We start from the raw sequence: 25,153 nt of genomic DNA, 5'->3' as shown, positions 1-25,153 counted from the left end.
GACTACTAGAGTCGAGCCGTGACCGACACGATGCCGCCCGACCTCCTCGAGCACGCGCTCGCCGCGAAGGGGTTCATGCCCTCCGACGAGGGCGCGCTCCTGCACCGGGTCGCCCGGGAGCGACTCCCCCACGGCCCGGCACTCGAGGTCGGCACCTACTGCGGCAAGTCCGCGGTCTACCTGGGCGCGGCAGCCCGCGAGGTGGGCGGCCCGAACAGCGTCGTGTTCACCGTCGACCACCACCGCGGCTCGGAGGAGAACCAGGCCGGCTGGGAGCACCACGACCCGAGCGTCGTCGATCCCGAGCTCGGCCTGATGGACACGCTCCCGACGTTCCGCCGGACCATCGCGCGGGCCGGGCTGGAGGACCACGTCATCGCCGTCGTCGGCCGCTCGACGACGGTCGCGACCCACTGGCGCACGCCCCTCTCCCTGCTCTTCATCGACGGCGGGCACGGCGAGCAGCCGGCCCGCGACGACTTCGAGGCGTGGGCTCACTGGGTGATGCCCGGCGGGCTGTTCGCGATCCACGACGTCTTCCCGGACCCCGCGGACGGCGGGCGGCCGCCGTACGAGCAGATCTACCTGCCCGCCCTCGCGAGCGGGGCCTTCGAGGAGATCGCCGTGGTCGGCTCGATGCGGGTGCTGCGTCGGACGTCAGGTACGGCGGGCGAGCCGCTCGGAGGATGACGTGCAGTCGCACTCCAGCGCCAGCTCCTGGAAGTGCGGCGCCAGCGACGTCCCGCGCATGATGCCCGAGCCCGGCGAGCTGTGCCCGAAGGTCTCCCCGAGCGCGTCCGCGGCGAGGATCACGGCAGCCGCCGTGTAGGTCGTGTGCTCGTCGGGCCAGTGCACGTTGCGCGGCTCGACCTCGCCGGCGGCGTTGGTGACCTCGACCTCCTGGGTCGTGGCGCCGTAGACCCAGCCGGTCCAGTACTTGCCGCCCTCATCCCGCAGGTGCTGCATCTCCGTGAACAGGTGCCGGGCGCGACGGTGGTCGCCCAGCGCGTCGAGCGTCATCGCGAGCTCACACGTCTCGGCGCCGGTGACCCAGGGATTGGTGTCGACGCACCGGATGCCGAGCCCGGGCACGACGAAGTCGTCCCACCGCGAGTCGAGCAGCTCGAAGGCGTCCCGGCCGCGCACCGCGCCGCCGAGGACCGGGTAATACCAGTCCATCGAGAACGTGCTCTTGTCGGCGAACCGGTCCCGGTGCACCCGGACGGCATGCCCGAGGCGGCCACCCGCGAGCTCCCACTCCGGCTGCGGGTCGTCCATCAGCTCCGCGAGCGCGACGCCCGCCCGCAGCGAGTGGTAGATGCTCGAGTTGCCGGTCAGCAGGCAGAAGTCGTCGACCGGCGTCCACCGGATGCCGCCGAACGGCTCCTGCAGCGAGACCACCCAGTCGAGCGCCGCCCGGACGGACGGCCAGTAGTGCTGGACGAACCGGATGTCCCGACGTACCAGCCAGTGGTGCCAGAGGCCGACGGCGAAGTAAGCCGACATGTTGACCTCGCCGCGCTCGTCATCGGGCCGGCCGTCCACGATCTTCATCGGGAACGAGCCGTCCGCGCGCTGCATCGTCGGGACCCACGCGTAGGCGCGCTCCGCGGCCTCGACCTGTCCGCCGACGAGCATCGCCATCGCGCCCTCGACGTGGTTCCAGATGTCGACGTGCTCCCCGATCGTCCACGGGATCGCCCCGCACGGCTCCTGCATGGCGGCGATCGACGCCGCCGTGTCGGCGATCTCGACGGCGCTCAGCACACCGTCGACGTACGGAAGGCGCGCGAGAGGGATCTCCGAGACCTCAGGCACTCTGCGCAACCTCTGCGGCATCGCCCGTTGCTGTCGCCGCGGCCGCGGCCGGCTTGGTGAAGTAGAGCACCATGCTCTTGCCGATCAGCGGGTCGAGCACCTTGCCGGCGAGCTTGAGCGCGGTGGGCTGCTTCATGATCTCCCAGACCAGGAGCTTGTGGTACGCCTTGGCGAGCGGGTGCGCGTCGTTGTCGACGCCGACCGCGCACTTGATCCACCAGTACGGCGAGTGCAGCCCGTGCGCGTAGTCCTTCCCCTGGTAGATCATCGCGTCGCCGGGGGTGCCGTCGTTGAAGCGGCCGGCCTTGGTGACCTTGTCGATCAGCTCGTGGTCGGTGTAGATCCGGATGTGGCCGCCCTCGGCGTTGTGGTAGTCGTCCGAGAGCTTCCAGTTGATGACCTCGGGCAGCCAGCGGGGCACGGAGATCGCCAGGGTGCCACCGGGCCGGAGCACCCGGACCAGCTCCTTGATGGCGTCGACGTCGGCGTGGATGTGCTCGAGCACCTCGGCGGCGACGATCCGGTCGAACTCGCCGTCACCGAAGGGCAGCGCGAGCGCGTCGCCCTGCTTCACGTCGGCCTCGGCGCCCTCGGGCACCTCGCCGGCCTCCTTCATGGCGACGAACAGGTTCTGGACGCTCTCGAGCTCGTCGGCGTCCATGTCGAACGCGACCACATCGGCGCCGCGGCGGTACATCTCGAAGCTGTGCCGGCCCGCGCCGGCACCCATGTCGAGCACCCTGTCGCCCGGCTTCAGGCCGAGTCGGTCGAAATCAACGGTCAGCATGTGCTTGCTCCTCGTGGTACCGGGTGATCACGTCGGAGAGCACGTCGGCGGTCTTGACCGCGACGGCGCTCCAGCTGAAGAGGTCCTTGACCCGCTCGCGGCCCGCAGCCCCCATCCGCGCCCGCCTCTCGGGATCGTCGAGAAGGGCGGCGACGGCGTGCGTGAGCGCGCCGACGTCGCCGGGCTCGACCACGTCCGCGCACAGACCGTCGGGGCCGACCACCTCGGGGATGGCGCCGGCGCGGGACACGACGAGTGGGGTCTCGCAGGCCATCAGCTCCGCTGTCGGCAACGAGAAGCCCTCGTACAGCGACGGGACGCAGGCCAGCTCGGCCGAGCCCATCAGCGCGACGAGCTCGTCGTCCGTGAGGCCGTTGGCGAAGCGGACGTTCCCGGCGATGCCGAGCCTGTCGATGAGCTTCTCCGTGACGCCACCCTCCTTCGGCTTCGTCACCAGGATCAGCTCGAGGTCACGCTCCGTGAGCAGCTTGGCGAACGCCTCCAGCAGGATGTGGATGCCCTTGAGGGGAGCATCCGCGCTCGCCATCGCGAGGATCCGACCGGGCACCCGCTGGGTCGTCGGCGGACGGAACTCCTCGTCGACCCCGAGCAGGATCGTCGCGACGCGCGCCGGATCGACGCCGAACTCCCGCACGACGTCACGCTTGGAGGACTCGGACGGCACGAGGACCTGCCGCAGCTGCGGCGCGGTGCGCTTCTGCTCCTTGAGGAACGAGTACCAGCGCCAGACGCCGATCTTGGGGAACTCGACACGCCACCGCGAGCCCGCCTTCTTCCGGACCCAGGGGGCCACCTCGAGCTCGATCGCGCGGTCCATGGTGATCGGATGGTGGATGGTGGACGCGAGGGGCAGGCCGAAGCCCTCCACGTCGAGGATCGGCGTCGCCAGCGTCTGGTTGTCGAAGACGATGTCGAAGTCTTCGCGTCGCCCGCGCAGCAGCTTGACCACGCGCTTGGCGAACGTCAGCGGCTCGGGGAAGGCGCCGCTGCGCATCCGGAGCCATTCCTCGACGTCGATGAGGTCACGGAACTCGCTGGGACGCGGGTTCCGGAACTCGTCGCCAGGCCGGTAGAGGTCGAGGCTCGGCACCTTCGTCAGGATGACGCCCTCGTCGAGATCGGGGTAAGGCTGCCCCGAAAACACCTCGACCGTGTGACCGAGCGCTACGAGCTCGCGGCTCAACCGCCGGATGTAAATCCCCTGCCCGCCGACGTGGGGCTTGCTGCGGTACGACAGCATTGCGATCCGCATGCCGACTCCTCTTCCTCTATCCCGGCGCTGGCTCGTTGCGCTGAGTCGCGGCGCCGAGCTCCGGAGTGGAGCGGGGCCGTCAGAACGTAGAACGTGTTCCTATTATGGGATACGTACGAGTAGCCTATCTTCGAGCGTCCACCCACGAGCCATCGTGGCGGGCGCTGACGAACTCAACATCCAGGCCCGGGACGTGCCATTCCAGTGACGTGAGGCATACTCCGGGCTCGCCGACGTCGCACGGGAGGACCGTCGTGACCATCGCCAACTCGCTGTCGACCGACGACCGCTCAACCAACACCGCCAGCACCGACAGCGCCGGCAGCGCTGCCCAGCGCGACCGCCGCAAGCGGATCCTCGACGCGACCTACGAGCTGGCCAAGGACGGCGGCTTCGACGCCGTCCAGATGCGGGCTGTCGCCGAACGGGCCGATGTCGCCCTCGGGACGCTCTACCGCTACTTCCCGTCGAAGATCCACCTGCTGGTGTCCGCGCTCGACCGCGAGTTCGAGGACGCGCAGGTCAAGCTGAAGGCCCGCGAGATCCCCGGCGACACGCCCGGCGACCGCGTCCTCTACGTCCTCAAGCGACTCACGCGAGGCATGCAGGGCGACCCCAAGCTCACCGAGGCACTGACCCGCGCGTTCATGTTCGCCGACGCGAGCGTCGCCAACGAGATCCACGCGGTCGGCATGTCGATGACGTCGATCGTCACCCATGCGATGCACGGCACCGTGCCCGACAGCGAGGCCATCACCGACGAGGACATCGTCCTCGCCCGGGTCATCGGCGACGTCTGGCTCTCCGCGCTGATGGCGTGGGTCACCGGCCGCTCGAGCGCACCCGAGACCGCGCAGCACATGGAGACGGCCGTCCGGCTGATCCTGCGCTGAGCGCGCCGCCGCTGGTGCTGCTACCGCTGCGGCACGATGTCGTCGGCGCCGAGCTCGGTCGCGACCGCGCACGCGAACAGGCCCACATGACAGCGCACCCAGGCACGCTGGCCTGAGCCGTCGGTCGCGTCGACCAGGACGGTACGACGGTTCTCGGCCACGACCCCGTCGACCTGCAGGCCGTCGGGCAGGCCGAGCGGGGTGCGCTCCCCCGTCAGCCCCCGCCAGTGGTGACTCGCCTGGTCGTCCCGGCTCTCGGAGCCGAGTACGACGACCTGCCCCTCCGTGTCGAGCGCGATGATCGCGTTCGAGGTCAGCCACACCCGCTCGGCGCTGATCCGCTCCTGCTCGAGGTACTCGACCGGCGCGTCACTCCCCGGATCGCGCGGGCCAGCGACGTATCCCCAACCCCATTCGCCTCCCGGATACTCCACGAGGACCTCCGAGGAGATGCCGACGCCAGCGAGGGTGCCGCCGCCCAGGCCGCCGACGGGCCAGAGGTGGCTCTGGGAGTCGGGCGGAGGATCGGTCAGGCCCTCGCGCCCCTCGTAGGTGTCCCACATCCAGGCACCCTCCGGAGCGACGACGAAGACGTCGGGGTCCATGTCCACATCGACACCGAGCAACCGGGCGTCTTGGCAGCATCCGTCCGGTAGTGGCTGGCGTTCGGGCGCCCGTCCGTAATGACGGACGATCTCAGTGTCGTTCTCGATCCAGGTGACGGTGCTGTCGGTCACCGGCGGAGCCGTGGCGGCGCCGCTGAGGAGCGTGATGCCGCCGGAACCGAACCGGTAGATCGCCCCGGCCTCTTCGTCGTAGACCAGGTCGCCCTCGATCGCCACGACTTCCCAGTCGAGATCGATCGACTGGTCGCCCAGGACCACGGTGGTGCCCGAGCGGACGTACGCCAGCTCCGGCGGATCACCGACGGGGAGGCCCGAGAAGGCGCCGTCAGCCGCCGTCGTGTCCCTCGCGGTCGACTCGGTGGACCCGGCGCCGGGGCTCGTCGCGTCCCGGTCCGGCGGATCGGTCTCCGTGCCGCACCCGAGCAGCATGGCCAGCGCCGCGAGGCCGGCCACGGCCAGACGTCCGAATCCGCCCATCCAAGCTTCCTCACGTGTGATCTTGCGTCACCAGGCGACGCAAGATCACACCTTAGGCGGCCGTCGAAGTCACGAGCGGCGAGCCTTGGCGATCGTCTCCTCGACGATGGAGTTGAGCCTGGCCCCGTTCGGCCAGCCGGCGTAGTGGCTGAGGAAGACGACGATCTCCCGCAGCGCATCGTCGTCGAGCTCTCCGTTGGCGTGCGCGGCGGGCACCTGGATGCCGAGCACATCGGCAGCGCCCTGTCCGGCGAGCAGGCCGATCAGCAACAGCCGGCGGTCGCGGTCGGACAGTCCGGGGCGCTGCCAGATGTCACCGAAGAGGTGGTCGGCGGTGTAGCGGAAGAAGTCACCCTCACCGTCGGACATGTCGAAGCCGTAGACCTCCTCCATCTTCTCCAGGCCGCGTCGCCGCGCCTCCGGCAGGTCATCGAACTTGCTCATGACAGTCCCAGTCCCTTCCCCAGTCGCGGCAGCGCCTCTCGAGCGAGAGGCACGTCGACGCCCAGCTCGTCGGCCAGCGCGATGGCGAAGGAGAGGTCCTTCTCCCCCAGCGCCGCCACGTGCTGGAACACGCCGGTCCAGAAGTCGTCGGGCGCCAGCGGCGCCGTGGTGTCGCGGAGTGCGATCGCTCCGGGGCCACCGGTGATCGCATCGGTGTGCCGCACGATCTCGCCGAGCTGCCGCAGGTCGAGTCCGGCTGCCTCGGCGAGCCGCTGCGCCTCGGTGACAGCGGTGAACGCGACGAAGTGGATCAGGTTGCGCGCCAGCTTCATCCGCGTCCCCGCCCCGAGCGGGCCGGCGTGCACGACCTTCGACCCCATGACGTCCAGCGCCGGCCGTGCGGCCAGGAAGTCGTCGTCGGAGCCGCCGACCATGATCGCCAACGAGCCGTCGGCCGCACCCATCGGACCACCGCTCACGGGGGCGTCGAGCACGGTCAGTCCCCGCGCCTTCAGCTCGGCCGGGGTTCCCGGGGCCACGGTGGAGTGGATCACCAGCACGGTGCCGGGACCCACCTCCTCAGCGACGGCGCGGACCTGGTCGTCGTCGCGGACCATCACGCAGACCACGTCGACCAGGGCGGCGAGCTCACCGATGCCGCCGGCCGACTTCGCCCCCGCAGCCGTCAGCTCGGCGACCGGCTCGGGCGCGACGTCGTACACCCACAGCTCGACGTCCCCCGATGACGCGGCGGCGGCGAGCCGCAGCGCCATCGGCTTCCCGATGTTGCCGAGCCCGACGAACCCGACCCTGGTCGTGGTCATAGCCGGAACGTCTGGCCGCCGTCGACCGCCAGGATCTGGCCGGTGACCCACGACGACTCGTCGGAGAGCAGGAACAGGCAGGCGCCGACCATGTCCGAGGTCTGACCCATCCGCTTGAGCGCGAGCCCCTTCACGAGGTCCTTGGCCGCGTCACCGGCCTGGGTCCGGGTGGCCTCGGTGTCGGTCGGCCCGGGCGCGATCGCGTTGACCCGGATGTTCATGCCGCCGAGCTCGTGGGCGAGCTGCTGGGTGAGGCCGTTCACGCCGACCTTCGCCAGCCCGTAGAAGCCCGAGTAGAGGTACGCCGCGGTGCTGGACTGGTTGACGATCGCTCCCCCGCCGCGCTTCTGCATCGACCCGAAGACGGCGCGCGTCATCACGAGCGCGCCGTCCATGTTCACGCTCATGAACTTGCGGTAGTAGTCCCAGTCGACCGTGATCAGCAGGTCGAACTGCATGTCGCCGTAGATCGCGGCGTTGTTGACCAGCCCGTCGATGCCGCCGTACTCCGCCTCGACCCGCTCGACCAACGCCGCCGCCGACTCCGCGCTCGACACGTCGCACGGGACGAACATGGCCCGACCGCCGTCGGCCTCGATCTCCTTCGCGACCCGCTCGCCGCCGTCGGCGTTGAGGTCCGCCACGACCACCCGCGCGCCCTCCGAGGCCAGTGCCTTCGCATAGGTCTCGCCGATGCCCTGGGCCGCGCCCGTGACGACGACGACCTTGTCCTGGAATCTCATCTCGCTCCTGCCACATGGGTCGCAGGAATCCCCGGTTGACCGGGGGTTCCTGCACTTGTCTGGTGTTGCAACGGCCGACAAGTGCAGGGTTCCCCGGTCGACCGGGGATTCCTGCACCTCCCGGTCATGCCGGCTCCGCCATCGTCTTGATCTCCAGGTACTCCTCGAACCCGGCCACACCCATCTCCCGCCCGAGCCCGGACTGCTTGTAGCCGCCGAACGGTGCGTCCGGACTGAACCAGACGCCGCCGTTGACGGCCAGCGTCCCGGTGCGGATCCGCCGGGCGACGCTCTTCGCGCGCTCGAGGTCGCCAGAGTCGACCGAGCCGGACAGGCCGTACTCGGTGTCATTCGCGATCCGTACGGCGTCGTCGTCGCCGTCGTGCGGGATCACCACCAGCACCGGTCCGAAGATCTCCTCCTGGGCCAGCCGCGACGTGTTGTCGAGACCGGCGACCACGGTCGGCTCCACCCAGAACCCGGGCTGGTCGACGATCCGGCCGCCGGTGACGATCCGGCCACCCTCCTCCTCGGCGAGACGGAGGTAGCTCTCGACCCGGTCGCGCTGCACCTGGCTGATCACCGGCCCGCAGATCGCGTTGGGATCGGCAGGGTCGTTGACGCCGATCGACGCCATCGTGGCGGCGGCGACCTCGACCGCTTCGTCGTACTTCTCCCGAGGTACGACGAGGCGCGTGGTCAGCGCGCAGCCCTGGCCGGCGTGGATGCAGGCCGCGAACGCCGTGGCGCCCGCTGCCGCGGCCACATCGGCGTCGTCGAGGACGATCGCCGCGGACTTCCCGCCCAGCTCGAGGAAGACCTTCTTCAGCGTGGGCGCTGCGGCCGCCATGATCGCTCGTCCGGTCGCGGTCGAGCCGGTGAAGGAGACCATGTCGACCCGGGGATCGGACGACAGAACCGCAGCGACCTCGTTGGATCGCGGGGTGACGACGTTGAAGACGCCGGCGGGGATGTCGGTGTGCTCGGCGACGAACCGGCCGAGCTCGCAGGCCACCCACGGAGTGTCCGGCGCCGGCTTGAGCACCACCGTGCAGCCGGCCGCCAGGGCCGGGCCGACCTTGGCCAGGTTGATCTGGTTCGGCACGTTCCACGGGGTGATCGCGGCGACGACACCGACCGGCTCGCGGACGACGGTCCGCCGGGTCGGGATGCCCATCGGCTGCGCGACCCCGAGGTCCGTCTCCCATGCGTAGGACTCCAGCAGGTCGGTGACCCACTTCAGTCCCTCGACCGGGACGTCGAACCCGGCGGCGCCCATCATGAAGCCCGGCATCCCGACCTCGGCGGTCGTCAACGCGCGGAACTCGTCGGCGTGGTCGAGCAGCGCCTGGTGGAGCTGCCGGAGGCACCGCAGCCGCAGCGCCACATCGGTCGACCAGTCCGTCTCGTCGAACGCCCGCCGAGCAGCCGTGATCGCCGCGTCCACGTCGGTCGCGGTGCTGTCGGGAGCGACGCCGATCTGCTCCCCCGTCGCCGGGTTGAGGATCGGGTACGACGCTCCGTCGCTCGCGCCGGTCAGCTTGCCGTCCACCAACTGCTGGGCAGGCGGGTTCGTCAACGTCATACGGACTCCTGGGTGAGGTGGTCGCCGCGTTCGACCGGCGGCGGCCACACGCTGCTGGGAAGGTCGGCGTGGTGGTAGTGACCGGGCACGTCGTGACCGGTCACGGACATCCGCTTGAGGAGGGTCTCGGGCGCCTTGCCGGCGCTGATGATCTCCAGGAACGTGTGCGCGGTCGACGGCATGTCGAACCAGTCGCGCTGCCAGGCGATCTTCACCTGGCCCGCGTCCGCTCCCGCGGTCTGGCGCTCGACGCCGAACCACGAGCCGCCGATGCCGAGGATCTCGTACTCCTGCCCGGTCTCGTCGTTGACGATCCCCGACTTCTGCTTCCAGAAGCCGACGATCATCGCGTTCTTCTCGTCGATGACGGTGGCCTGGTAGTCGTAGTGCCAGCCGTCGAGACCGTCCATCTCGATGCCGATCGCCCAGTCGCGGATCTGGTCGCGCCCGACCGCCATGAAGTGCTCGTCGACCGAGTACATCCAGCCGTAGGTGGCGTCCTCGGCGTACCACTCGGCCATCACCCGCCAGTCGCCGGTGCGCTCGGCCTCACGGTTGATCGCGAGCCAGGAGTCCCAGAACTCCTCGATCTCGGCACGGGACAGGGACATCAGTCCTCCTCGATGGAGAGTGCGAAAGCAGGGCAGTACCTCACGGCGGTCTGCACGTCGGTACGACGCGACTCCGCCGGGTGCTCCTCGAGCATGACGACCACGTCGCCGTCCTCGTCGAAGCCGAAGACGTCAGGGGCCTCGCCCTGGCAGAGCTGGTGGCCCTGGCAGAGGCCGGTGTCGGCCCGGACCGTGTAGCCCCTCATCGGACCCGCCTCCGGTAGCGGACCCGGCACGGCTGCTCCAGCTGGATCACCATCTTGGAGCAGTCGTCGCGGTAGGAGTCGAGCGGCTGCGCGGCCTCGAACTCGAAGTCCCGCAGGATCACCGAGAAGATCGCCTTCATCTGCATCATCGCGAACGCGTTGCCGACGCAGCGGTGCTTGCCGGCACCGAACGGGATCCACGTCCAGCGGTTCTGCAGGTCCTCCTGGCGCGGGTCGATGTAGCGGCCGGGATCGAACTCGTCCGCCTTCGGGAAGTCCTCCTCGATCCGGTTGGACACCCGCGGAGAGGCCGCGACGACCGTGCCGGCCGGGATCGTGGTGCCGGCGAGCTCGAAGTCCTCCTGCACCAGCCGCATCAGGATGATGAGCGGCGGGTGCAGGCGCAGGGTCTCCTTGAGCGCCGACTCGAGCACGGGGATCGAGCGGAGCGCCTGGAACGACACTTCGACAGGCCCAGTGCCGTCGGCGTCCGTGTAGAGCTGGTCCAGCTCGGCCACGACATCGGCCATGACGTCGGGGTGGCGGAGCAGCTCGATCATCGCCCAGGACGCCGTACCGCTGCTGGTGTGGTGACCCGCGAACATCATCGAGATGAAGATCCCGGTGACCACGTCGGCGGTCATGTCGATCGAGATGAGGACGTCGAGCAGGTCGCGCTCCTCCTTGGGGACGGTCCCCCGCTCCTTGCGCTTGTCGATGATCCCCTGCACCAGCGCGACCAGCCGTTCGCGGGCGGCGTCGCGGATCCGGAAGCTGTCGATGTCGGCATAGGGATCGACGTACGCGATCGCGTCCGTGCCCCGCTCCAGCTCGTGGTAGTGCTGGGCGAACGATGAGTCGAGCTCCTCCCGGAACGGCTTGCCGATGAGGCAGGACGAGGTGGTGTAGATGGTGAGCTCGGCGAAGAAGTCGAGCAGGTCGATCTCACCCTCGTCTCCCCAGCCGGCCACCATCCGGTTGATCTCGGCCTCGATGGTCTGGGCGTGGCCGCGCATCATGTCACCGCGGAGCGCCTGGTTCTTCAGCATCTGCTGACGCTCCTCGGGTGAGGCGTCGAAGACGACCCCCTTGCCGAAGATCGGCGTCATGAACGGGTACGCCGCGGCCTGGTCGAGCACCGCGTCGGGTGCCCGGAAGAACGCCTCGTTCGCCTCGGCGCCGGTGACCAGCACGACCTCCTTGTCGGCCAGCCGGAACCTGCCGATGTCGCCGCACTCCTCGCGGACCCGGGCGAACAGGCCGATCGGGTCCACCCGCATCTCCGGCAGGTGCCCGGTGCCGCGGATGATCTCGGGCACGTCGGGACTCTGGTCGTCGAGGGCCAGGGAGACCTCGGGGATCTCGGTGGTCGAGCTGGTCGAGCTGGTCGAGGTCGTCACTTCTCCTCCACGGGAGCTTCGGGGTTCACGTCGACAGGACTGATGTGCACGCCGCGCGGTGCGCTGACGACGGTCGTGATCGCGTCCGCGATGGCGCGGGCCTTGAGGAAGTGCGAGTGGCGGGCATGGCCCCACTTGACCCACTGGTTGAGCACCATGGCTGCCGCCTCCGGGTCCCAGTCCATGCCCATCTCGCTCCACGTCGGACCAGGGCGTACGACGGACGCGCGGACTCCGGTGCCCTCGAGCTCCATCTGCAGCGAGCCCACCAGGCCCTCGAGCCCGGCCTTGCTCGCGCTGTAGCCGCCCATGAACGGGCGCGGCCGGAGCGCGACGTCGGAGGACACGAAGACGATGTCGCCGCGGTGCCGCCCGACCATGTCCGGCAGGAAGGCGCGCATCAACCGGTGGGGACCCAGCAGGTTGATGTCCAGCTCCCGGCGGAGCCGCTCGGCGTCGGTGTCGAGCACCGCCCCTGGTCCGATCAGTGCCGCGTTGCTGACCACGACCTCGGCGTCGCCGAGGTCGGCAGCCGCCTTGGCCTTGAAGTCGCTCACCGACTGCTCGTCGGCGACATCGAGGCGGTGCGCGACGGCCTCGCCGCCGTCCGCGCGGATGGCGGACGCGATCTCCTCGCACTGCTCGAGCCGTCGCGCTCCGAGCGCGACCGGGAAACCCGCGGCGGCGAGCGCCCGCGCGGTCTCCGCTCCGATCCCCGACGACGCGCCGGCGATCACCGCCGGGCGGCGGGAGGGCTGGTCGTACTTGCTCATCGGGCACCCCGCTCCGTGAACGTCGTCGGGAGCTGGGCGAAGCCGCGCACGTTGACCGAGTGCACCCGTACGGCGCGGTCCGCGTGCACCTCGAACCGCTCGACGCGTCGGACCAGCTCGGCCAGGACGACCCGCGCCTCGAGTCGCGCCAGGTTGGCACCGAGGCAGAAGTGCCGCCCCGTCCCGAAGGCCAGGCTCTCGCCCAGCTCGTCCTTGGACCGGTGGATGTCGTACTCGGAGGGGCGGGTGAAGACCCGCTCGTCCCGGTTCGCCGACCCGATCAGCAGCAGCAGCTTGGAGCCGGCCGGCAGCGTGCGACCGTGCAGCTCGACGTCGGCGGTCACGTAGCGGGCGAGCATCTGCGTGGAGTTGTCGTGGCGCAGGGTCTCCTCGACCCACGGCACCACCAGGTCCGGTCCGCCGCGGTCGAGCACGGCGGCGCGCTGGTCCGGGTGGGCAGCGAGGTGGAAGAGCGCGTTGCCGAGCAGCTTCGTCGTCGTCTCGTTGCCGGCCACCACCATCAGGCAGAGGAACGCGTTGATCTCGTTGTCGGTGAGCCGATCGCCGTCGATCTCGGCCTCGACCAGCGCCGAGGTCAGGTCGTCGCTCGGGCGGACCCGTCGTTCCTTGACCATCGCGCCGTAGTAGTTGAAGAGCTCGATCGCGGCCTCCATGCCGGCCGGCGGGACGTCGCGGACGCCGGCCTCGCGGTGGACGAGCAGGTCCGCGAGGCGCCGTACCTCGTCACGGTCGGCCACAGGGACGCCCATCAGCTCGGAGATCACGTCCATCGGGAGCTTGCCGGCGAGCTCGCCGATCCAGTCGGCCTCACCCTCGGCGGCGTTGCCGGCGAAGAGCCGCTCCAGGTAGTGCTCGGTGAGCCGTTGGACCTGCGGCTCCAGCTCGCGGACCCGGCGCGGCGTGAACGCCGCCGAGACCAGCTTGCGGATCCGGCTCTGCGCCTTCCCGTCGAGCGCGAGGAACGACATGACCCGGTGTGCCTCGGGGTTCCAGGCGCTCGGGTCGAGCGTGACGCCCATCCGGTTGGAGAACGTCACGTCGTCACGGAAGGCCGCGAAGACGTCGGCGTGCCGCGACAGGACCCAGAAGTCGTCGCGCTCGCTGTAGTAGAGCGGCGCCTCGTCCCGCAGCCGCGCGTAGAGCGGGTAGGGATCCTCGTGGAAGTCGTAGTCGTAGGGGTCGAACAGCAGCGGCGGCCGTGTGTCGGTGGTCGAGCTTGTCGAGATGCTCATGAGTTGCCCCTCAGGATCACGTCGACACAGCTCTCCATCCGGTCCGTGAGCTCTTCGTAGGTGATGACGCCGACCCCGACCTGGAGCAGCGCACCGGTGAACGTGAGGACCAGGACCTCGAGCACCGCCGGGTCCGCCGGCTGGTCGGGCTCCGCGGGGTCGACGAGTGCGGACTCGAAGCGCGCGAAGATCTCGCCGCCGATCCGCAGCCGGAGCCGCTCGACGTCGGGGTCGGTGCCGAGCAGTGCCGGCGTCACCGCCGCCGCCAGGGCGCGCTCCTCGACGATCCGCTCGGTGAGCGCCCGGGCGGCCGACTGGACCCGCTTCGTCGCCGAGGACGAGCGACTCACGCCCGACGGCCCGGTGGTGAGGTGGCGGAGGAAGAGCTCGGCGAACAGGTGGTTCTTGGACGCGAGGTAGGTGTACGCCGTCGCGGGCGAGACCCCGGCCCGCTGGGCGACGTTGCGCACGGTCAGCGCCTCGTGGCCGACGGCGCGGAGCTCCTCGAGCCCGGCGGCCAGCAGCCGCTCGACAGTGTCGGCCTGCCGAGCGTTGAGGCCGCGCCGGGGCGCGTCGGACACTTGACTGGACATGTGTCCAACATAGGAGACGTTTCGGCAGGGAGCAAGACTTTTCTAGAACAAGTTCTACTCTTGTGACATGCGCAACGGGATCGTCCTCTTCACCTCTGACCGCGGCATCACGCCGGCCGACCTCGCCGTGGCCGCGGAGCAACGCGGCTTCGACACCGTCTACGTGCCCGAGCACACCCACATCCCGGTGCGGCGCGACGCCCTCCACCCCACCGGGGGTGAGGACCTGCCCGACGACCGCTACCTGCGGACGCTCGATCCGTGGGTCTCCCTGGCCACCTGCGCCGCCGTCACCGAGCGGATCGGCCTGTCCACCGCGGTCTGCCTGCCCGTCGAGTCGGACCCGATCACGCTGGCCAAGACGATCGCCACCCTCGACCATCTCTCGGGCGGACGCGTCACCATCGGCGCCGGCTTTGGCTGGAACACCGACGAGCTCACCGACCACCACGTCCCGGCGGCCAAGCGGCGCACCGTGCTCAAGGAGTACCTCGAGGCGATGCGCGCGCTCTGGACCGAGGAGGAGGCGTCGTACGACGGCGAGTTCGTCTCGTTCGGACCCTCCTGGGCCTATCCCAAGCCGCCGCAGGGCCGGGTACCGGTCATCATCGGCGCCGGCGCCGGCCCCAAGACGTTCGAGTGGATCGCGCGCAACGCCGACGGCTGGATGACCACCCCGACGACGACCGACGTGGCCGCCAACGCCGACCTGCTGCGCAAGGCGTGGGCGGACGCGGGCCGCGAGGGACAGCCGGACATCCGGATCCTCGTGGCGAAGCGGCCGACGGCGGAGGACTTCGCCGACTGGACCGCCGCCGGGCCCTCCGAGCTGATCTGGGGCGTCCCCGACGCGGACAAGGACACCGTGCTCGGCTACCTCGACAAGATGGCCGGCCGACTGGGACTGACTGCGTGACCGCCCCGGACCGGCACAGCCGGTACGCCGACCTCTCGCGCGCGGACCTCGCGGTCCTCGTGCCGGAGCTCCTCCTGATGGGGCAGCTCATCGACCGGTCCGGCATGGCGTGGTGCATCTCCGAGTTCGGCCGCGACGAGATGCTGCAGATCGCGATCGAGGAATGGGCGGCGGCCAGCCCGATCTACACCCGCCGGATGCAACGCGCGCTGGGGTTCGCGCCCGCGGTGCCGGGCCGGGGCGACGTGGTCACCATCTTCAAGGGGCTGCAGCTCGACATCGGCGCTCCCCCACAGTTCATGGACTTCCGCTACACCGTCCACGACCCCCAGCACGGCGAGTTCCACCTCGACCACTGCGGCGCACTCATGGACGTCGAGCCGATGGGCCCCGACTACGTGAAGGGCATGTGCCACGACATCGAGGACCCGACCTTCGACGCCACCGCGATCGCCTCGCACCCGAAGGCCCAGGTGCGGCCGATCCACCGCCCGCCCCGGACCCCCGCGGACCGCCAGCCGCACTGCGCGTGGACGGTGATCATCGACGACACCCACCCCGAGGCCCAGGGCATCCCGGCGCTGGCCGTCAACGAGCGGTCCCGGGCGGCGGCGCTCGCGCTCGCTCCGATCGACCCGGCCGACGAGGGTGCCGGCGACTACGCCGGCCCGCTGGTCAGCGACCTCGACTTCTCCGCCTTCTCGCACTCCGCCCTGGTGCGGATCGCGGACGAGGTGTGCCTGCAGATGCACCTGCTCGACCGGGCGTTCGCGATCGCGCTGGAGAAGCGGTGCGAGAGCGCGGAGCAGCTGACCCGGATCCGCCGACAGCAGCTGACCGGCGCTGCCGGCGTCGGCGCGCTCCGGATCGCCCGCGCGCTCGACATCAGCCCGGACGAGGAGGGCGCCCGGCGGCTGTTGGCGCTCCACCCCCTGCTCAACCCGGCGGCCTACGTCGACGCCGACCTCGGCGCTCCAGGGGCCGCGGTCGTCGTACGGCGCTCTCCGGCGCACGAGGACGGCGCCTGGATCTCCCTCTGCGGCCCGGAGTGGACCGGCGCGCTCGCCGTGATCGTGCAGGCGCTCGACCCGCACCTCGCCGTGGAGGTCGCCGCTGCAGGCGACGACGCCTGGTCGCTCACCGTCGTCCGCCGCGACCAGCCCGCCGCCGAGGCGAAGGAGGTCACGGTGACCAAGTTCAGCACCGGCGTCGAGTTCGCCTTCCACCCGCGCCGGTCGCTGCCGATCACCCCGGTCTGACTGACGGGTCAGTCAGGCGCCGAAGGCGTGGGTGGCGGTGACGCCGCCGTCGACGGTGAGCTCGGCGCCGTTCATGTACGACGACTCGTCGCTGGCCAGGAACACGTAGACCGGCGCGATGTCCTCCGGCAGGCCGACCCGCCGCAGCGGCACCTTGGAGGCGCCGTACTCCATCGCGGCGTCGCCGCCGTGCACCCGCGTCATCGGGGTGTCGATCATCCCGGGGTGCACGGAGTTGACCCGGATCCCCTTCGGCCCGAGCTCCATCGCCGCGCACTTGGTCATGCCGCGGATCGCCCACTTGGTGGCGGCGTACGCCGTGCACGACGGCATGCCCGCGATGCCCTCGATCGAGGACGCGTTGATGATCGAGCCGCCGCCGTTCTTGCGCATCGTGCGGGCCACCGCCTGCATGCCGAGGAAGACCCCGACCTGGTTGACGTTGACCAGCAGCTGGAACTCCTCCAGCGGCATGTGCTCGATCTGGCCGAAGCGCAGCAGGCCGGCGTTGTTGGCGAGCACGTTGACCGGACCGAACCGGGTGTTGGCGTCCTCCACGACGGTCGCCCACGACGCCGGGTCGCTGACGTCGTGGTGCGCGAAGTGCACAAGCCCTTCGCCCAGCGCGGCTGTCAGCTCATCAGAAAGCGCCTGGCCCTCGTCCTTGGCGATGTCGGCGATGACGACCTTGGCGCCCTCGGCGACGTAGGCACGCGCGATCGCCGCACCCTGCCCCATCGCGCCACCGGTGACGATGGCGACCTTGTGGTCGAGACGGCCCATCTCAGACTCCTAGCTGCATGATCGAGTCGGCGGCGAAGCCGACCGAGGGATCGCGGTCGGCGAAGAACCCGCCGAGCTGCTTGTCGAGGTCGTCGGTCGTCCAGACGTCGCCGGACGCGTCGAACCGCTGCGCGACGACCGGCGCCGCCACGACGGCCACCATGCCGCCGTAGACGACGAAGACCTGGCCGGTGACCCGCTCGGCCGCCGGCGACGCGAGATAGGCGACGAGGGGCGCGACGTGGTCGGGTGAGTACGGGTCGATCGCTCGGCCCGAGGTGTCCTCACCGAAGACCTCGGCGGTCATCGCCGTCCGGGCGCGGGGGCAGATCGCGTTGGCCCGGACGCCGATCCGCGACAGGCCGCGCGCGGTGGACAGGGTCAGTGCCGCGATGCCGGCCTTGGCCGCCGCGTAGTTCGGCTGCCCGGGCGAGCCCCCCAGGAACGCCTCGGAGGCAGTGTTGATGACGCTGCCGTAGACCGGCGCACCGGTCTCCTTCGACCGCCCGCGCCAGTACGACGCCGCGTTGCGGCTCAGCAGGAAGTGGCCTCGGAGGTGCACCGCGATGACGGCGTCCCACTCCTCGTCCGCCATGTTGAACAGCATCCGGTCCCGGGTCATGCCGGCGTTGTTGACGACGATGTCGAGCCCGCCGTACCCGTCGACGGCGGCAGCCACCATCGCGTCCGCGGTGGCCCGCTCGCTGACGTCACCGGCCACGACGGTGGCGTCGCCGCCACGGCCGCGGATCTCCTCCGCGGCCTCCTCCCCCGCTCCGGGCAGGTCGTTGATGACGACCCGGGCGCCGGCGTCGGCCAGGGCCAGCGCCTCCGCGCGTCCGAGCCCGGCCCCGGCGCCGGTGACGATCGCGACCTTGCCGTCGAGGTTGGTGGTCACTCGTCCTCCACCAGCGAGATCGCGGCCCGCGGGCAGGCCGCCACGGCCTGCCGCACCCGCTGCTCGTTCTCGTCGGTCACCTCGTCGGTGTTGAGCTGGAGGAAGTCGTCGTCGTCCAGCTCGAACACGTCGGGCGCGAGTGCCTCACACATCGCGTTCGACTCACAGAGGTCGAAGTCGACCTTGATCCTCATCTGACTCTCCTCACACCATCTTGCGGTGGTCCCAGGTGGCGACGTGCTCCGGATGGATGATCACGCCGACCCGCTTCTGTGCCTGCTTCTCCACGGTCTCCCGACCGAAGTCACCGAGCGACTCGAACGACTCGGCGCCCACCATCCGGGTGGCGACCTCGGAGCCGATCGAGTAGATCGCGTCGTAGTCGCGGACGAGCTCCGCCTTGCCCTTGATCGAGACCCCGCGCAGCTCGAAGTAGTCGGTGCCGTCCTCGACGAGCGCGCTCACCCGCGGGTCGCGCTCCAGGTTGCGGATCTTCTGGCTCCGACCGTAGGTCCAGAACGCGATCTTCCCGTCACGCACGATGTAGAACAGCGTGGACAGGTGCGGGACGCCGTCAGGCCCGTTGCTCGCCACCTGCACCTTCAGGTTCTCCCCGAGGAGCGCCTCGATCTCCTCGTCGCTCATCTTGACTGCATCGCGTCCGCTACCCATGGCTCATGACCCTTCCGAGGAGTGACCGGGGAACACGTGGGCGGTCGGATCGATCACGACCGCGGCGTTGTTGACGGCGGTGGCCGCCTCGCCGAACCCGACGGCGATCAGCCGCACCTTGCCGGGGTAGTCGGTGATGTCACCGGCCGCGAACACCCGCTCCAGGTTGGTGCGCATCGAGGAGTCGACGACCAGGTGCCGCTTGTTGGTCTCGATGCCCCACTGCTGGAGGGGGCCGAGGTCGGCGATGAACCCGAGGGCCGCGACGACGGCCTGCGCCTTGCGCGTCGTCGGCTCGCCGTCGACCGTGATCTCGACCTCGGCGAGCGTGCCGTCGCTGCCGCCCGCGGCGTCCCGCATCGCCGTGACCTCGGCCTTCGTGATGATCTCGACCGACGACGCGCGGACCTGCTCGACGGTGCGCGCGTGCGCGCGGAAGGCGTCGCGCCGGTGCACCAGGGCCACCGAGTTGGCGATCGGCTCGAGGTGCAGCGCCCAGTCGAAGGCGCTGTCGCCGCCGCCGACGATCACGACGTCCTTGCCGACGTACGGCTCGAAGCTCGGGACGAAGAACTCCATGCCCCGCCCGAGCCAGCCGTCGCCGGACGGCAGCGGTCGCGGGCTGAACTTGCCGATGCCGGCCGTGATGATCATGACCTTCGCGCGCACCGTCGTACCGTCGTCGAGGCCGAGCGTCACGCCGTCCGCGTCCTGCTCCAGGGTGGTGGCCGTGCGGTCGAGGAGGTACGACGGCGCCGCCGTCGCTGCCTGCTCGACGAGGCCCGCGACCAGGTCGCGGCCCTTGACGTCGGGGAAGCCGGCGACGTCGAGGATCGCCTTCTCGGGGTACATCGCCGTGATCTGCCCACCGAGCTCCGGCAGCGAGTCGACGACCGCCACGCTCAGGCCGCGGAAGCCCGCGTAGTAGGCAGCGAACAGCCCGGTCGGGCCGGCGCCCACGATGACCAGGTCAGGTTCCACGGAAGAAACTGTAACGTGTTCTACTTCTTCGTGGGACATGACCCATCTCCTATTTCGTCTCGACGCCGTCGACCAACCATCCCGCGTCGGTGTGCACCATGGTCAGAAGCGCGCGGTAGGGCGTGTAGGTCGACTTCGCGTCGTCGCCCTCCCCGCGGAAGACGTACTGGTTGAGGAAGATCAGTGCCTCGAGCTCGGCCTCGTTGGCGCGGACCACGCTCTGCGCGACCACCCGCACCTGCACCTCGGTCTTCTTGCGGATGAACTCCTGTCGCACGTCGTCCGTCGTCGCTCGGTACTGCTCGGCGAACTCTTCGGTCATCAGGGCGACCGCGCTCTCGACACCCTCGTCGTAGTTCTTCCAGTTGCGGCCGAACATGCTCCCGGCCGCAGCGGCGGCCGCTTCCACACCTTCCTGCACCGCGAGCTGGTTCAGGACGACCGGCTTTCCCGACGGTACGGGGATCGGTGCGTCGTCCTCGTCGTCGGCGGCGGCCGCGGACGACGCAGGGACCTTCTCGTCGCGCGTGGCATTCCACACGAACCAGCCGCACTGCAGCAGGAGGAGCAGGACCAGCAGACCGATCAGCGCGAGCAGGGTCGACATCCGCCCGCGGGGGTCCTCGACCGGGGCCTTGCCGTCGTCGCCCGAGCGGCTCACCGGCCGGCGCGGCGGCTTGGGCGGCGCAGGCGGGGTGCGGGCGGGGTCCTCGGCCGCAGCACGGGTGGTCGCCGGCCGGGCGGCGTCCTCTTCGGTGGGTTCGACCCGGCCCGCGATCTTCCGGGGCCGGGGTGTCGACGTGCGGGACGGGCGGCGAGGGGTGGGTCGGCTCATGCGGGCATCACCTGACGTACTGGAGGTCGCTGGTCAACCACTGGCCGTCGACGAGGTCGACCTCGAGCTGGAGCCGGTAGGTCCGCGCGACCGGTTCGAACTCGGTGAGCTTGTTGGCGACGGTGCCCGAGGTGGCGACGATCACGGTAGCGCTGTCGTCGTCGCCCGTGACCAGGCCTGCCCACTCCACCTCGCCGGTCTGGGTGGCCTGGGCGCGCCGGGTCAGCTTGACCAGGTCCTTCGATGCGCGGGTGTACTGCCGGAGGAAGGGGCCGGTCGCGAGCGCCTTCACCGCCTCCAGGTTGGCCTCGATGGTCTCGTGGTCGAGGTTGAGGAAGGCGTTCGCCATCTTGGTCGCAGCCTCGATCTGGTCCGCCGTGCGGACCTGCTCCGCCTGCGGCGCGGCCTCCATTGCCTCGATGACGCCGTCGCCGACGTCCTCACCGGCCCGGGTGGTCTGCCGCGTCTCGCGTTCGATGGTCACGACGGCTCCGGCGCGCTCCCAGAAGCCGTCCGCCTTCACCGCATCGGCGCGGTTGTCGTACGTCTTCACCATGAGCACGGAGACCGCGACCACCGCGACCAGGCACACCAGCGCGACGGCGCCGAGCACCTTGTCTGGGCCAAACCCGCTTCGCTTCCCATCCCCGGACGAGCCCGGGGTCAACGAGTCACCGGACCCAGGAGCAACCATTTCCACGCATCCCCTCCCAGCACGGACAAGTTCCCCGGCTGACGGAACAGCACCTGACGGCCCTCTTCGTCGCGGACGCCTGGAACCTCCCCCGTCACCGGGTCGTAGGCGCCACTGTAGACGCGAGGCGGAGACGCGTTGCCCCGGCGGGGCGGCACGTACTTCGGACCGCGCATGACGTACGGCGGACCCGACTTGCACTGGGCGGGGAAGTACGGCGCGTCGGTGAGGTTGTGGGGAGACCTCCACCTGCTGGGCGGCAGGAAGCCCTCCGTGCAGGGCGGCACCGAGTAGTCGAACTGGAGGTTGATGTGGCCGAAGCCGTCCCGGGTGCTTCCGGTGGGACCGCCCGAGATCAACGTCGGGTAGGTGACCAGCAGCTGCTCGAGCCCGTCGAGGTTCGCGAGCACGATCTGGTCGATCGTGACCAGGTCGCCGAAGAGCACCGGCAGGGTGGGCTCGACCTCCTCGAGCAGCTTCTGGAGCTCGCGGGCAGCGCCGGGGGTGCTGGTCAGCACCTTCCGGAGGTCCTTGTCGCTCCCCCGCAGGGCCGCCGTGAGCGTCGACAGGTCGCGGGCGAAGGAGCGGATGTTCTCCTTCTGCCCCTGCTGGGTGCGCAGCACCGTGAGTCCGTTGTCCAGCAGCGCGATCGTCTCGTCGGTGTGGGCGGCCGCCTCGTCGATGAAGACCGAGCCGTTGTCGAGCAGCGCCTGGAGCTCGCGCCCGGTGTCGCCGAACAGGACCCCGAGCTCCTCGACGGTCACCCGGAGACTCTGCTTGTCGACGGAGCCCACGAAGTCGTCGAGGTCGACCAACAGGTCCGCCTCGTCGACAGGGAGCGAGGACTCGTCGCCGGTGAAGACGGTGCCGTCCTCGGCGTACGGCCCCTCCTCGTCCTCGGGCTGGAAGTCGAGGTACTGCTCCCCCACCGCTGACAGGTTGTGGACGTAGATCGCCGAGTCGGTCGGGAGCTCCACGTCCTCCTCGATCGCCATCTCGACGTCGACGCCCTCACGGGTCGGGGTCATCTTGGTCACCTTGCCGATCTTGACGCCGCGGTAGGTCACCTCGCTGCCCTCGAACAGGCCGCCGGAGCCGGGAAGGCGCGCAGTCACTGTGTGGCCGCTGCCGGTGACCCGGTCGACGATGCCCAGGTACGTCGCGCCGATGTAGGTGATGCCGACAGCGCTCAGCACGACGAAGATCGCCAGCCGGATCCGGACTCCGCGACTCATGTCGTCACCTGCAGCAGTCCGGAGGGATCGTCGGAGGGTTCGGGGTCGGCGCCGCGGACGAGCTCCCCGGACAGGCTGGGCGCCCATCCCGACGGACCGCTCAGCGACGGGTCGGCCAGGCCGCGGTTGAGCAGACCGCCGAGGTCGAGGTCCGGCAGCGCGTTGAGCAGCCGGCAGACCGGCGAGTCGGCCAGCTCGGCGTCGCGGCGGCACTGCCGCTTGAGGTCGGCGAGCAGGTTGGCGTCCTGCAGCACCTTTGCGCACGCAGCACTGGTCAGGCTGCCGCTGCGCAGGCACCTCTGCACCGCATTGAGGATCTGTTCGGGGTCGGGCAGCTCGATGTCGGGGAGGCCGAGTCCGCGAAGCAGGTTGTCGAAGTTCAGGTCGACCGTCATCGTCGTGTCGGCGTAGTCGCCCTGGACGATGTCGTTGGCGGCCTTGGGGAACGGGAAGCTGATGAGCAGGTTGAGGCCAGGTCCGAGCTTGTGCCCAGCCTGGTGCAGCCCGTCGAGGACCGGGTAGAGGTGCTCGAGCATCTTGAGCACGTCCTCCTTGCTGGCGTTGATCACGCGGGTCCCGACCCGGCCGAGCTCCTCCAGCGCGCCGAGCATGTCGATCAGCTCGTCGTGCTGGTCGGCGAGCACGTCGATCGCCGGACCGATCGCGTCCAGCGCGTCGCCGATCGTCTCCTTCTCGGCGTTGAGCGTGGCAGCCAGGTTGTTCATCGACTCGAGTGCCTGGATGATGTCCCCCTTCTGCTCGTCGAGCGTGCCCACGACGCTCTCGAGCGAGCCCAGCAGGGCCTTGAGACGGTCCTCGCGACCAGTCATCACCAGGTTGGCCTCGCGGGTGATCGTCCCGAGCTGAGCGACCCCACCTCCGCTCAGCAGGAAGGACAGCGCGCCGAGGACCTCCTCCACCTCCGGGTTGCGCCCGGTGACGGCGAGCGGGATCTCGTCGCCCTCCTCCAGCCGGCCGGTCGGCGCCTGCTCCGTGGGCTCCTCGAGGGAGACGTACTTCTCGCCGAGCAGCGACACCTGCTGGATGTCCGCGATGGTGTTGTCCGGGAGGACCGTGCCGTCCTTGATCCGGAGGACGACGCTCGCGTGCCAGCCGTCGCGCTCGACCTCGGTCACCTCGCCGACGACGACGTCGTCGACCATCACCGGCGAGCGCGGGACGACGTTGAGCACGTCGCGGAACTCTGCGGTGACCTCGAACGCCTCATCGGCGTCGACCGGAGAGCCCGGCAGTGGCAGGTCGTAGGCGCCGTCGAAGTCGCACGCCGTCAGGAGCCCGGCGGAGAGGACCGCAGCGAGCAGCGCGCTGAGGGTCTTGGTCACGACCCACCTCCGAGGAGACCGGTGAGGGAGGGGTCGGTGGCCGGGACGTAGTCCATGTCCGGTGCGGCCGGCACGTTGATCCGACCGTTCGTCGCCACTGCGGGCTCGTCGGTGCGCGCGTAGCCGGGAGGCAGCGGCGGCAGGTTGTCGACGATGGGGCTCAACAGCTGCGCCACCAGGTCGCAGGCAGTGTCCTTCAGCGCGCGCGGCACACCCGGCCTCTGCTGGAGCAGGCCACAGATGAAGCCGTCGGCCGTCCAGATGTTGCCGGCCATGCCGACCCGGGAGTTCTGGGAGCCCGTGAAGTGGTCGAAGCCCAGGTGCAGCGAGTCCATCGCCGTCGGCGCGATCTCCATCGCAGAGCGCAGGTTGTCCTTCTCCGATGCGATCGCCGACATCACCGACGACAGCTGTCGGATGGACTTCGACAACCCGTCCCTGTTGTCGCGCACGAAGCTCTCCACCGTGCCGACCGCGCTCGCGACCGCAGCGACCGCCGCCTGCAGCTCGCTGCCCTCCGCTGCCAGCGTCCGCGAGACGCCTGCGAGGTCCTGCATGAAGGCCCGCACCAGGGCGTCGTTCTCGGCCAACGTCCCGGTGAAGGACGCCAGGTTGGTGACCGTCTCGAACAGCGGGCCGGCGCTGTCGCCGAAAGTCTCGGCCGCCAGGGCCAGCTCGCGGATCATCTCGTTGCCCGCCGCACCCTGGCCCTCGAACGCGTTGCGGCCGGCCTCGAGCAGGTGGTTGAGCGACCCGTCCTTGTTGACGCCGTTCGGTCCGAGTGACCGGGTCAGCGCCTGGAGGCTCCCGTAGATGCGGTCCAGCTCGACCGGGACACCCGTGTCAGGCAGTTCGATGGTCGCGCCGTCGGCCATGGTGGGGCCGCCCTCGTAGACCGGTGTGAGCTGGATGAACCGGTCAGCCACCAGGGTCGGGGTCACGATGACGGCCTGGGCGTCGGCCGGCAGGTCGTACTCCGCGTCGTACTCCATCTCGACGCGCACCCCGTTGCCGGCTGGGGTGACGGAGGTGACGTCTCCGACGTTGACGCCGAGGATCCGCACGTCGGTGTCCTTGTAGACGCTCACGGCACGCGGGAACATCGCGGTCACGGTCTTCGTCTCGTGCTCGGAGGAGGCCACACTGAACACCGCGCCCACGGCGAGGAGGAGCACGACCAGGAAGACGATCCGCCTGTCGATGCGCTGCCAGATCTTCGTCACCATCACCA

The 25,153-nt window shown here is 70.0% G+C and carries 28 protein-coding genes; 4 read left to right on the top strand and 24 right to left on the bottom strand.

The genetic code is table 11. The features are described 5' to 3' along the window. Nucleotides 1-18: 18 nt before the first annotated feature. Nucleotides 19-690 carry a class I SAM-dependent methyltransferase gene (locus tag D0Z08_RS24585; protein ID WP_245994413.1) on the top strand — a complete coding sequence of 224 codons (672 nt, stop codon included), beginning with the start codon at nt 19-21 and terminating at the stop codon, nt 688-690. Here the strand turns inward: D0Z08_RS24585 and D0Z08_RS24580 are convergent. From D0Z08_RS24580 to D0Z08_RS24570, 3 genes are read right to left on the bottom strand one after another with little or no spacing between them, the layout of a single operon-like run. Next, nucleotides 658-1,818 (bottom strand): prenyltransferase/squalene oxidase repeat-containing protein, encoded by a 1,161-nt coding sequence (locus tag D0Z08_RS24580; protein ID WP_245994409.1) that lies wholly within the window; start codon nt 1,816-1,818, stop codon nt 658-660. The genes D0Z08_RS24585 and D0Z08_RS24580 overlap by 33 nt on opposite strands. Beyond that, the gene (locus tag D0Z08_RS24575) at nt 1,811-2,605 is read right to left on the bottom strand and encodes a class I SAM-dependent methyltransferase (RefSeq protein ID WP_118927935.1); all 795 of its coding nucleotides are present in this window, start codon (nt 2,603-2,605) and stop codon (nt 1,811-1,813) included. The genes D0Z08_RS24580 and D0Z08_RS24575 overlap by 8 nt, the downstream gene beginning before the upstream one ends. Next, nucleotides 2,592-3,878, bottom strand: a complete 1,287-nt coding sequence (locus tag D0Z08_RS24570; RefSeq protein ID WP_118927919.1) for a glycosyltransferase family 4 protein — start codon at nt 3,876-3,878, stop codon at nt 2,592-2,594. Before D0Z08_RS24570 ends, D0Z08_RS24575 begins: the two co-directional genes overlap by 14 nt. 254 nt (nt 3,879-4,132) lie before the next feature. Here D0Z08_RS24570 and D0Z08_RS24565 point away from each other — a divergent pair, with 254 nt between their 5' ends. Beyond that, entirely contained in the window at nt 4,133-4,771 is a 639-nt protein-coding gene (locus D0Z08_RS24565; protein ID WP_245994406.1) for a TetR family transcriptional regulator, read from the top strand. A 20-nt stretch (nt 4,772-4,791) separates the two neighbouring features. Here the strand turns inward: D0Z08_RS24565 and D0Z08_RS24560 are convergent, their stop codons facing one another. The 11 genes from D0Z08_RS24560 to D0Z08_RS24510 form a co-directional block, all read right to left on the bottom strand. Then, nucleotides 4,792-5,874 (bottom strand): hypothetical protein, encoded by a 1,083-nt coding sequence (locus D0Z08_RS24560; RefSeq protein WP_118927917.1) that lies wholly within the window; start codon nt 5,872-5,874, stop codon nt 4,792-4,794. 69 nt (nt 5,875-5,943) lie between these two features. Next, nucleotides 5,944-6,318 (bottom strand): carboxymuconolactone decarboxylase family protein, encoded by a 375-nt coding sequence (locus tag D0Z08_RS24555; RefSeq protein ID WP_118927916.1) that lies wholly within the window; start codon nt 6,316-6,318, stop codon nt 5,944-5,946. Beyond that, nucleotides 6,315-7,142, bottom strand: a complete 828-nt coding sequence (locus tag D0Z08_RS24550) for an NAD(P)-dependent oxidoreductase (RefSeq protein WP_118927915.1) — start codon at nt 7,140-7,142, stop codon at nt 6,315-6,317. Before D0Z08_RS24550 ends, D0Z08_RS24555 begins: the two co-directional genes overlap by 4 nt. After that, entirely contained in the window at nt 7,139-7,885 is a 747-nt protein-coding gene (locus D0Z08_RS24545; protein ID WP_118927914.1) for an SDR family oxidoreductase, read from the bottom strand. Before D0Z08_RS24545 ends, D0Z08_RS24550 begins: the two co-directional genes overlap by 4 nt. Nucleotides 7,886-8,009: 124 nt before the next feature. Then, nucleotides 8,010-9,470 carry an aldehyde dehydrogenase gene (locus D0Z08_RS24540; RefSeq protein ID WP_118927913.1) on the bottom strand — a complete coding sequence of 487 codons (1,461 nt, stop codon included), beginning with the start codon at nt 9,468-9,470 and terminating at the stop codon, nt 8,010-8,012. Continuing rightward, a complete protein-coding gene (locus D0Z08_RS24535) occupies nt 9,467-10,081 on the bottom strand; it encodes a nuclear transport factor 2 family protein (protein WP_182481470.1) in 615 nt (204 codons plus the stop codon). The genes D0Z08_RS24540 and D0Z08_RS24535 overlap by 4 nt, the downstream gene beginning before the upstream one ends. Continuing rightward, the gene (locus D0Z08_RS24530) at nt 10,081-10,287 is read right to left on the bottom strand and encodes a ferredoxin (protein WP_118927912.1); all 207 of its coding nucleotides are present in this window, start codon (nt 10,285-10,287) and stop codon (nt 10,081-10,083) included. Before D0Z08_RS24530 ends, D0Z08_RS24535 begins: the two co-directional genes overlap by 1 nt. Beyond that, nucleotides 10,284-11,687: a cytochrome P450 gene (locus tag D0Z08_RS24525; protein ID WP_118927911.1), complete on the bottom strand. Its 1,404-nt coding sequence runs from the start codon at nt 11,685-11,687 to the stop codon at nt 10,284-10,286. Before D0Z08_RS24525 ends, D0Z08_RS24530 begins: the two co-directional genes overlap by 4 nt. Beyond that, entirely contained in the window at nt 11,684-12,460 is a 777-nt protein-coding gene (locus tag D0Z08_RS24520; RefSeq protein WP_118927910.1) for an SDR family oxidoreductase, read from the bottom strand. The genes D0Z08_RS24525 and D0Z08_RS24520 overlap by 4 nt, the downstream gene beginning before the upstream one ends. Beyond that, on the bottom strand, nt 12,457-13,713 hold the full coding sequence (locus tag D0Z08_RS24515; protein ID WP_118927909.1) for a cytochrome P450: 1,257 nt from the start codon (nt 13,711-13,713) through the stop codon (nt 12,457-12,459). The genes D0Z08_RS24520 and D0Z08_RS24515 overlap by 4 nt, the downstream gene beginning before the upstream one ends. After that, nucleotides 13,710-14,306, bottom strand: coding sequence for a TetR/AcrR family transcriptional regulator (locus tag D0Z08_RS24510; RefSeq protein ID WP_118927908.1), 597 nt, complete (start codon nt 14,304-14,306; stop codon nt 13,710-13,712). Before D0Z08_RS24510 ends, D0Z08_RS24515 begins: the two co-directional genes overlap by 4 nt. A gap of 67 nt (nt 14,307-14,373) precedes the next feature. On the opposite strand from D0Z08_RS24510, the gene D0Z08_RS24505 reads away from it, so the two are divergent. After that, on the top strand, nt 14,374-15,222 hold the full coding sequence (locus D0Z08_RS24505) for an LLM class F420-dependent oxidoreductase (protein WP_118927907.1): 849 nt from the start codon (nt 14,374-14,376) through the stop codon (nt 15,220-15,222). Further along, nucleotides 15,219-16,481, top strand: a complete 1,263-nt coding sequence (locus tag D0Z08_RS24500) for a hypothetical protein (RefSeq protein WP_118927906.1) — start codon at nt 15,219-15,221, stop codon at nt 16,479-16,481. The genes D0Z08_RS24505 and D0Z08_RS24500 overlap by 4 nt, the downstream gene beginning before the upstream one ends. A 12-nt stretch (nt 16,482-16,493) precedes the next feature. Here the strand turns inward: D0Z08_RS24500 and D0Z08_RS24495 are convergent, their stop codons facing one another. Genes D0Z08_RS24495 through D0Z08_RS24450 form a run of 10 tightly spaced genes read right to left on the bottom strand, consistent with a single transcriptional unit; the run spans nt 16,494 to nt 25,148 of the window. Next, nucleotides 16,494-17,264, bottom strand: a complete 771-nt coding sequence (locus D0Z08_RS24495) for a glucose 1-dehydrogenase (RefSeq protein ID WP_118927905.1) — start codon at nt 17,262-17,264, stop codon at nt 16,494-16,496. A gap of 1 nt (nt 17,265) precedes the next feature. After that, entirely contained in the window at nt 17,266-18,162 is an 897-nt protein-coding gene (locus D0Z08_RS24490) for a 3-oxoacyl-ACP reductase (protein ID WP_118927904.1), read from the bottom strand. After that, nucleotides 18,159-18,356, bottom strand: a complete 198-nt coding sequence (locus D0Z08_RS24485) for a ferredoxin (RefSeq protein ID WP_118927903.1) — start codon at nt 18,354-18,356, stop codon at nt 18,159-18,161. Before D0Z08_RS24485 ends, D0Z08_RS24490 begins: the two co-directional genes overlap by 4 nt. 10 nt (nt 18,357-18,366) lie before the next feature. After that, nucleotides 18,367-18,834: a pyridoxamine 5'-phosphate oxidase family protein gene (locus D0Z08_RS24480; RefSeq protein ID WP_118927902.1), complete on the bottom strand. Its 468-nt coding sequence runs from the start codon at nt 18,832-18,834 to the stop codon at nt 18,367-18,369. Between the two features lie 3 nt (nt 18,835-18,837). Beyond that, on the bottom strand, nt 18,838-19,815 hold the full coding sequence (locus D0Z08_RS24475; RefSeq protein WP_245994403.1) for an NAD(P)/FAD-dependent oxidoreductase: 978 nt from the start codon (nt 19,813-19,815) through the stop codon (nt 18,838-18,840). A 49-nt stretch (nt 19,816-19,864) separates the two neighbouring features. After that, entirely contained in the window at nt 19,865-20,650 is a 786-nt protein-coding gene (locus D0Z08_RS24470) for a hypothetical protein (RefSeq protein WP_118927900.1), read from the bottom strand. Nucleotides 20,651-20,657: 7 nt separating this feature from the next. Beyond that, nucleotides 20,658-21,263, bottom strand: a complete 606-nt coding sequence (locus D0Z08_RS24465) for a hypothetical protein (protein ID WP_118927899.1) — start codon at nt 21,261-21,263, stop codon at nt 20,658-20,660. 50 nt (nt 21,264-21,313) lie between these two features. Continuing rightward, on the bottom strand, nt 21,314-22,579 hold the full coding sequence (locus tag D0Z08_RS24460; RefSeq protein ID WP_182481469.1) for an MlaD family protein: 1,266 nt from the start codon (nt 22,577-22,579) through the stop codon (nt 21,314-21,316). Continuing rightward, a complete protein-coding gene (locus tag D0Z08_RS24455; RefSeq protein WP_118927897.1) occupies nt 22,576-23,922 on the bottom strand; it encodes an MCE family protein in 1,347 nt (448 codons plus the stop codon). Before D0Z08_RS24455 ends, D0Z08_RS24460 begins: the two co-directional genes overlap by 4 nt. Beyond that, complete coding sequence (locus D0Z08_RS24450; protein ID WP_182481468.1) at nt 23,919-25,148, bottom strand: MCE family protein; 1,230 nt, start codon at nt 25,146-25,148, stop codon at nt 23,919-23,921. Before D0Z08_RS24450 ends, D0Z08_RS24455 begins: the two co-directional genes overlap by 4 nt. Nucleotides 25,149-25,153 lie beyond the last annotated feature (5 nt).

The organism is Nocardioides immobilis, assembly GCF_003515065.1.
Classification (GTDB): domain Bacteria; phylum Actinomycetota; class Actinomycetes; order Propionibacteriales; family Nocardioidaceae; genus Nocardioides; species Nocardioides immobilis.
The sequence above is the reverse complement of the archived record's forward strand: the minus strand, read 5'-3'. Positions and strand labels throughout refer to the sequence as shown.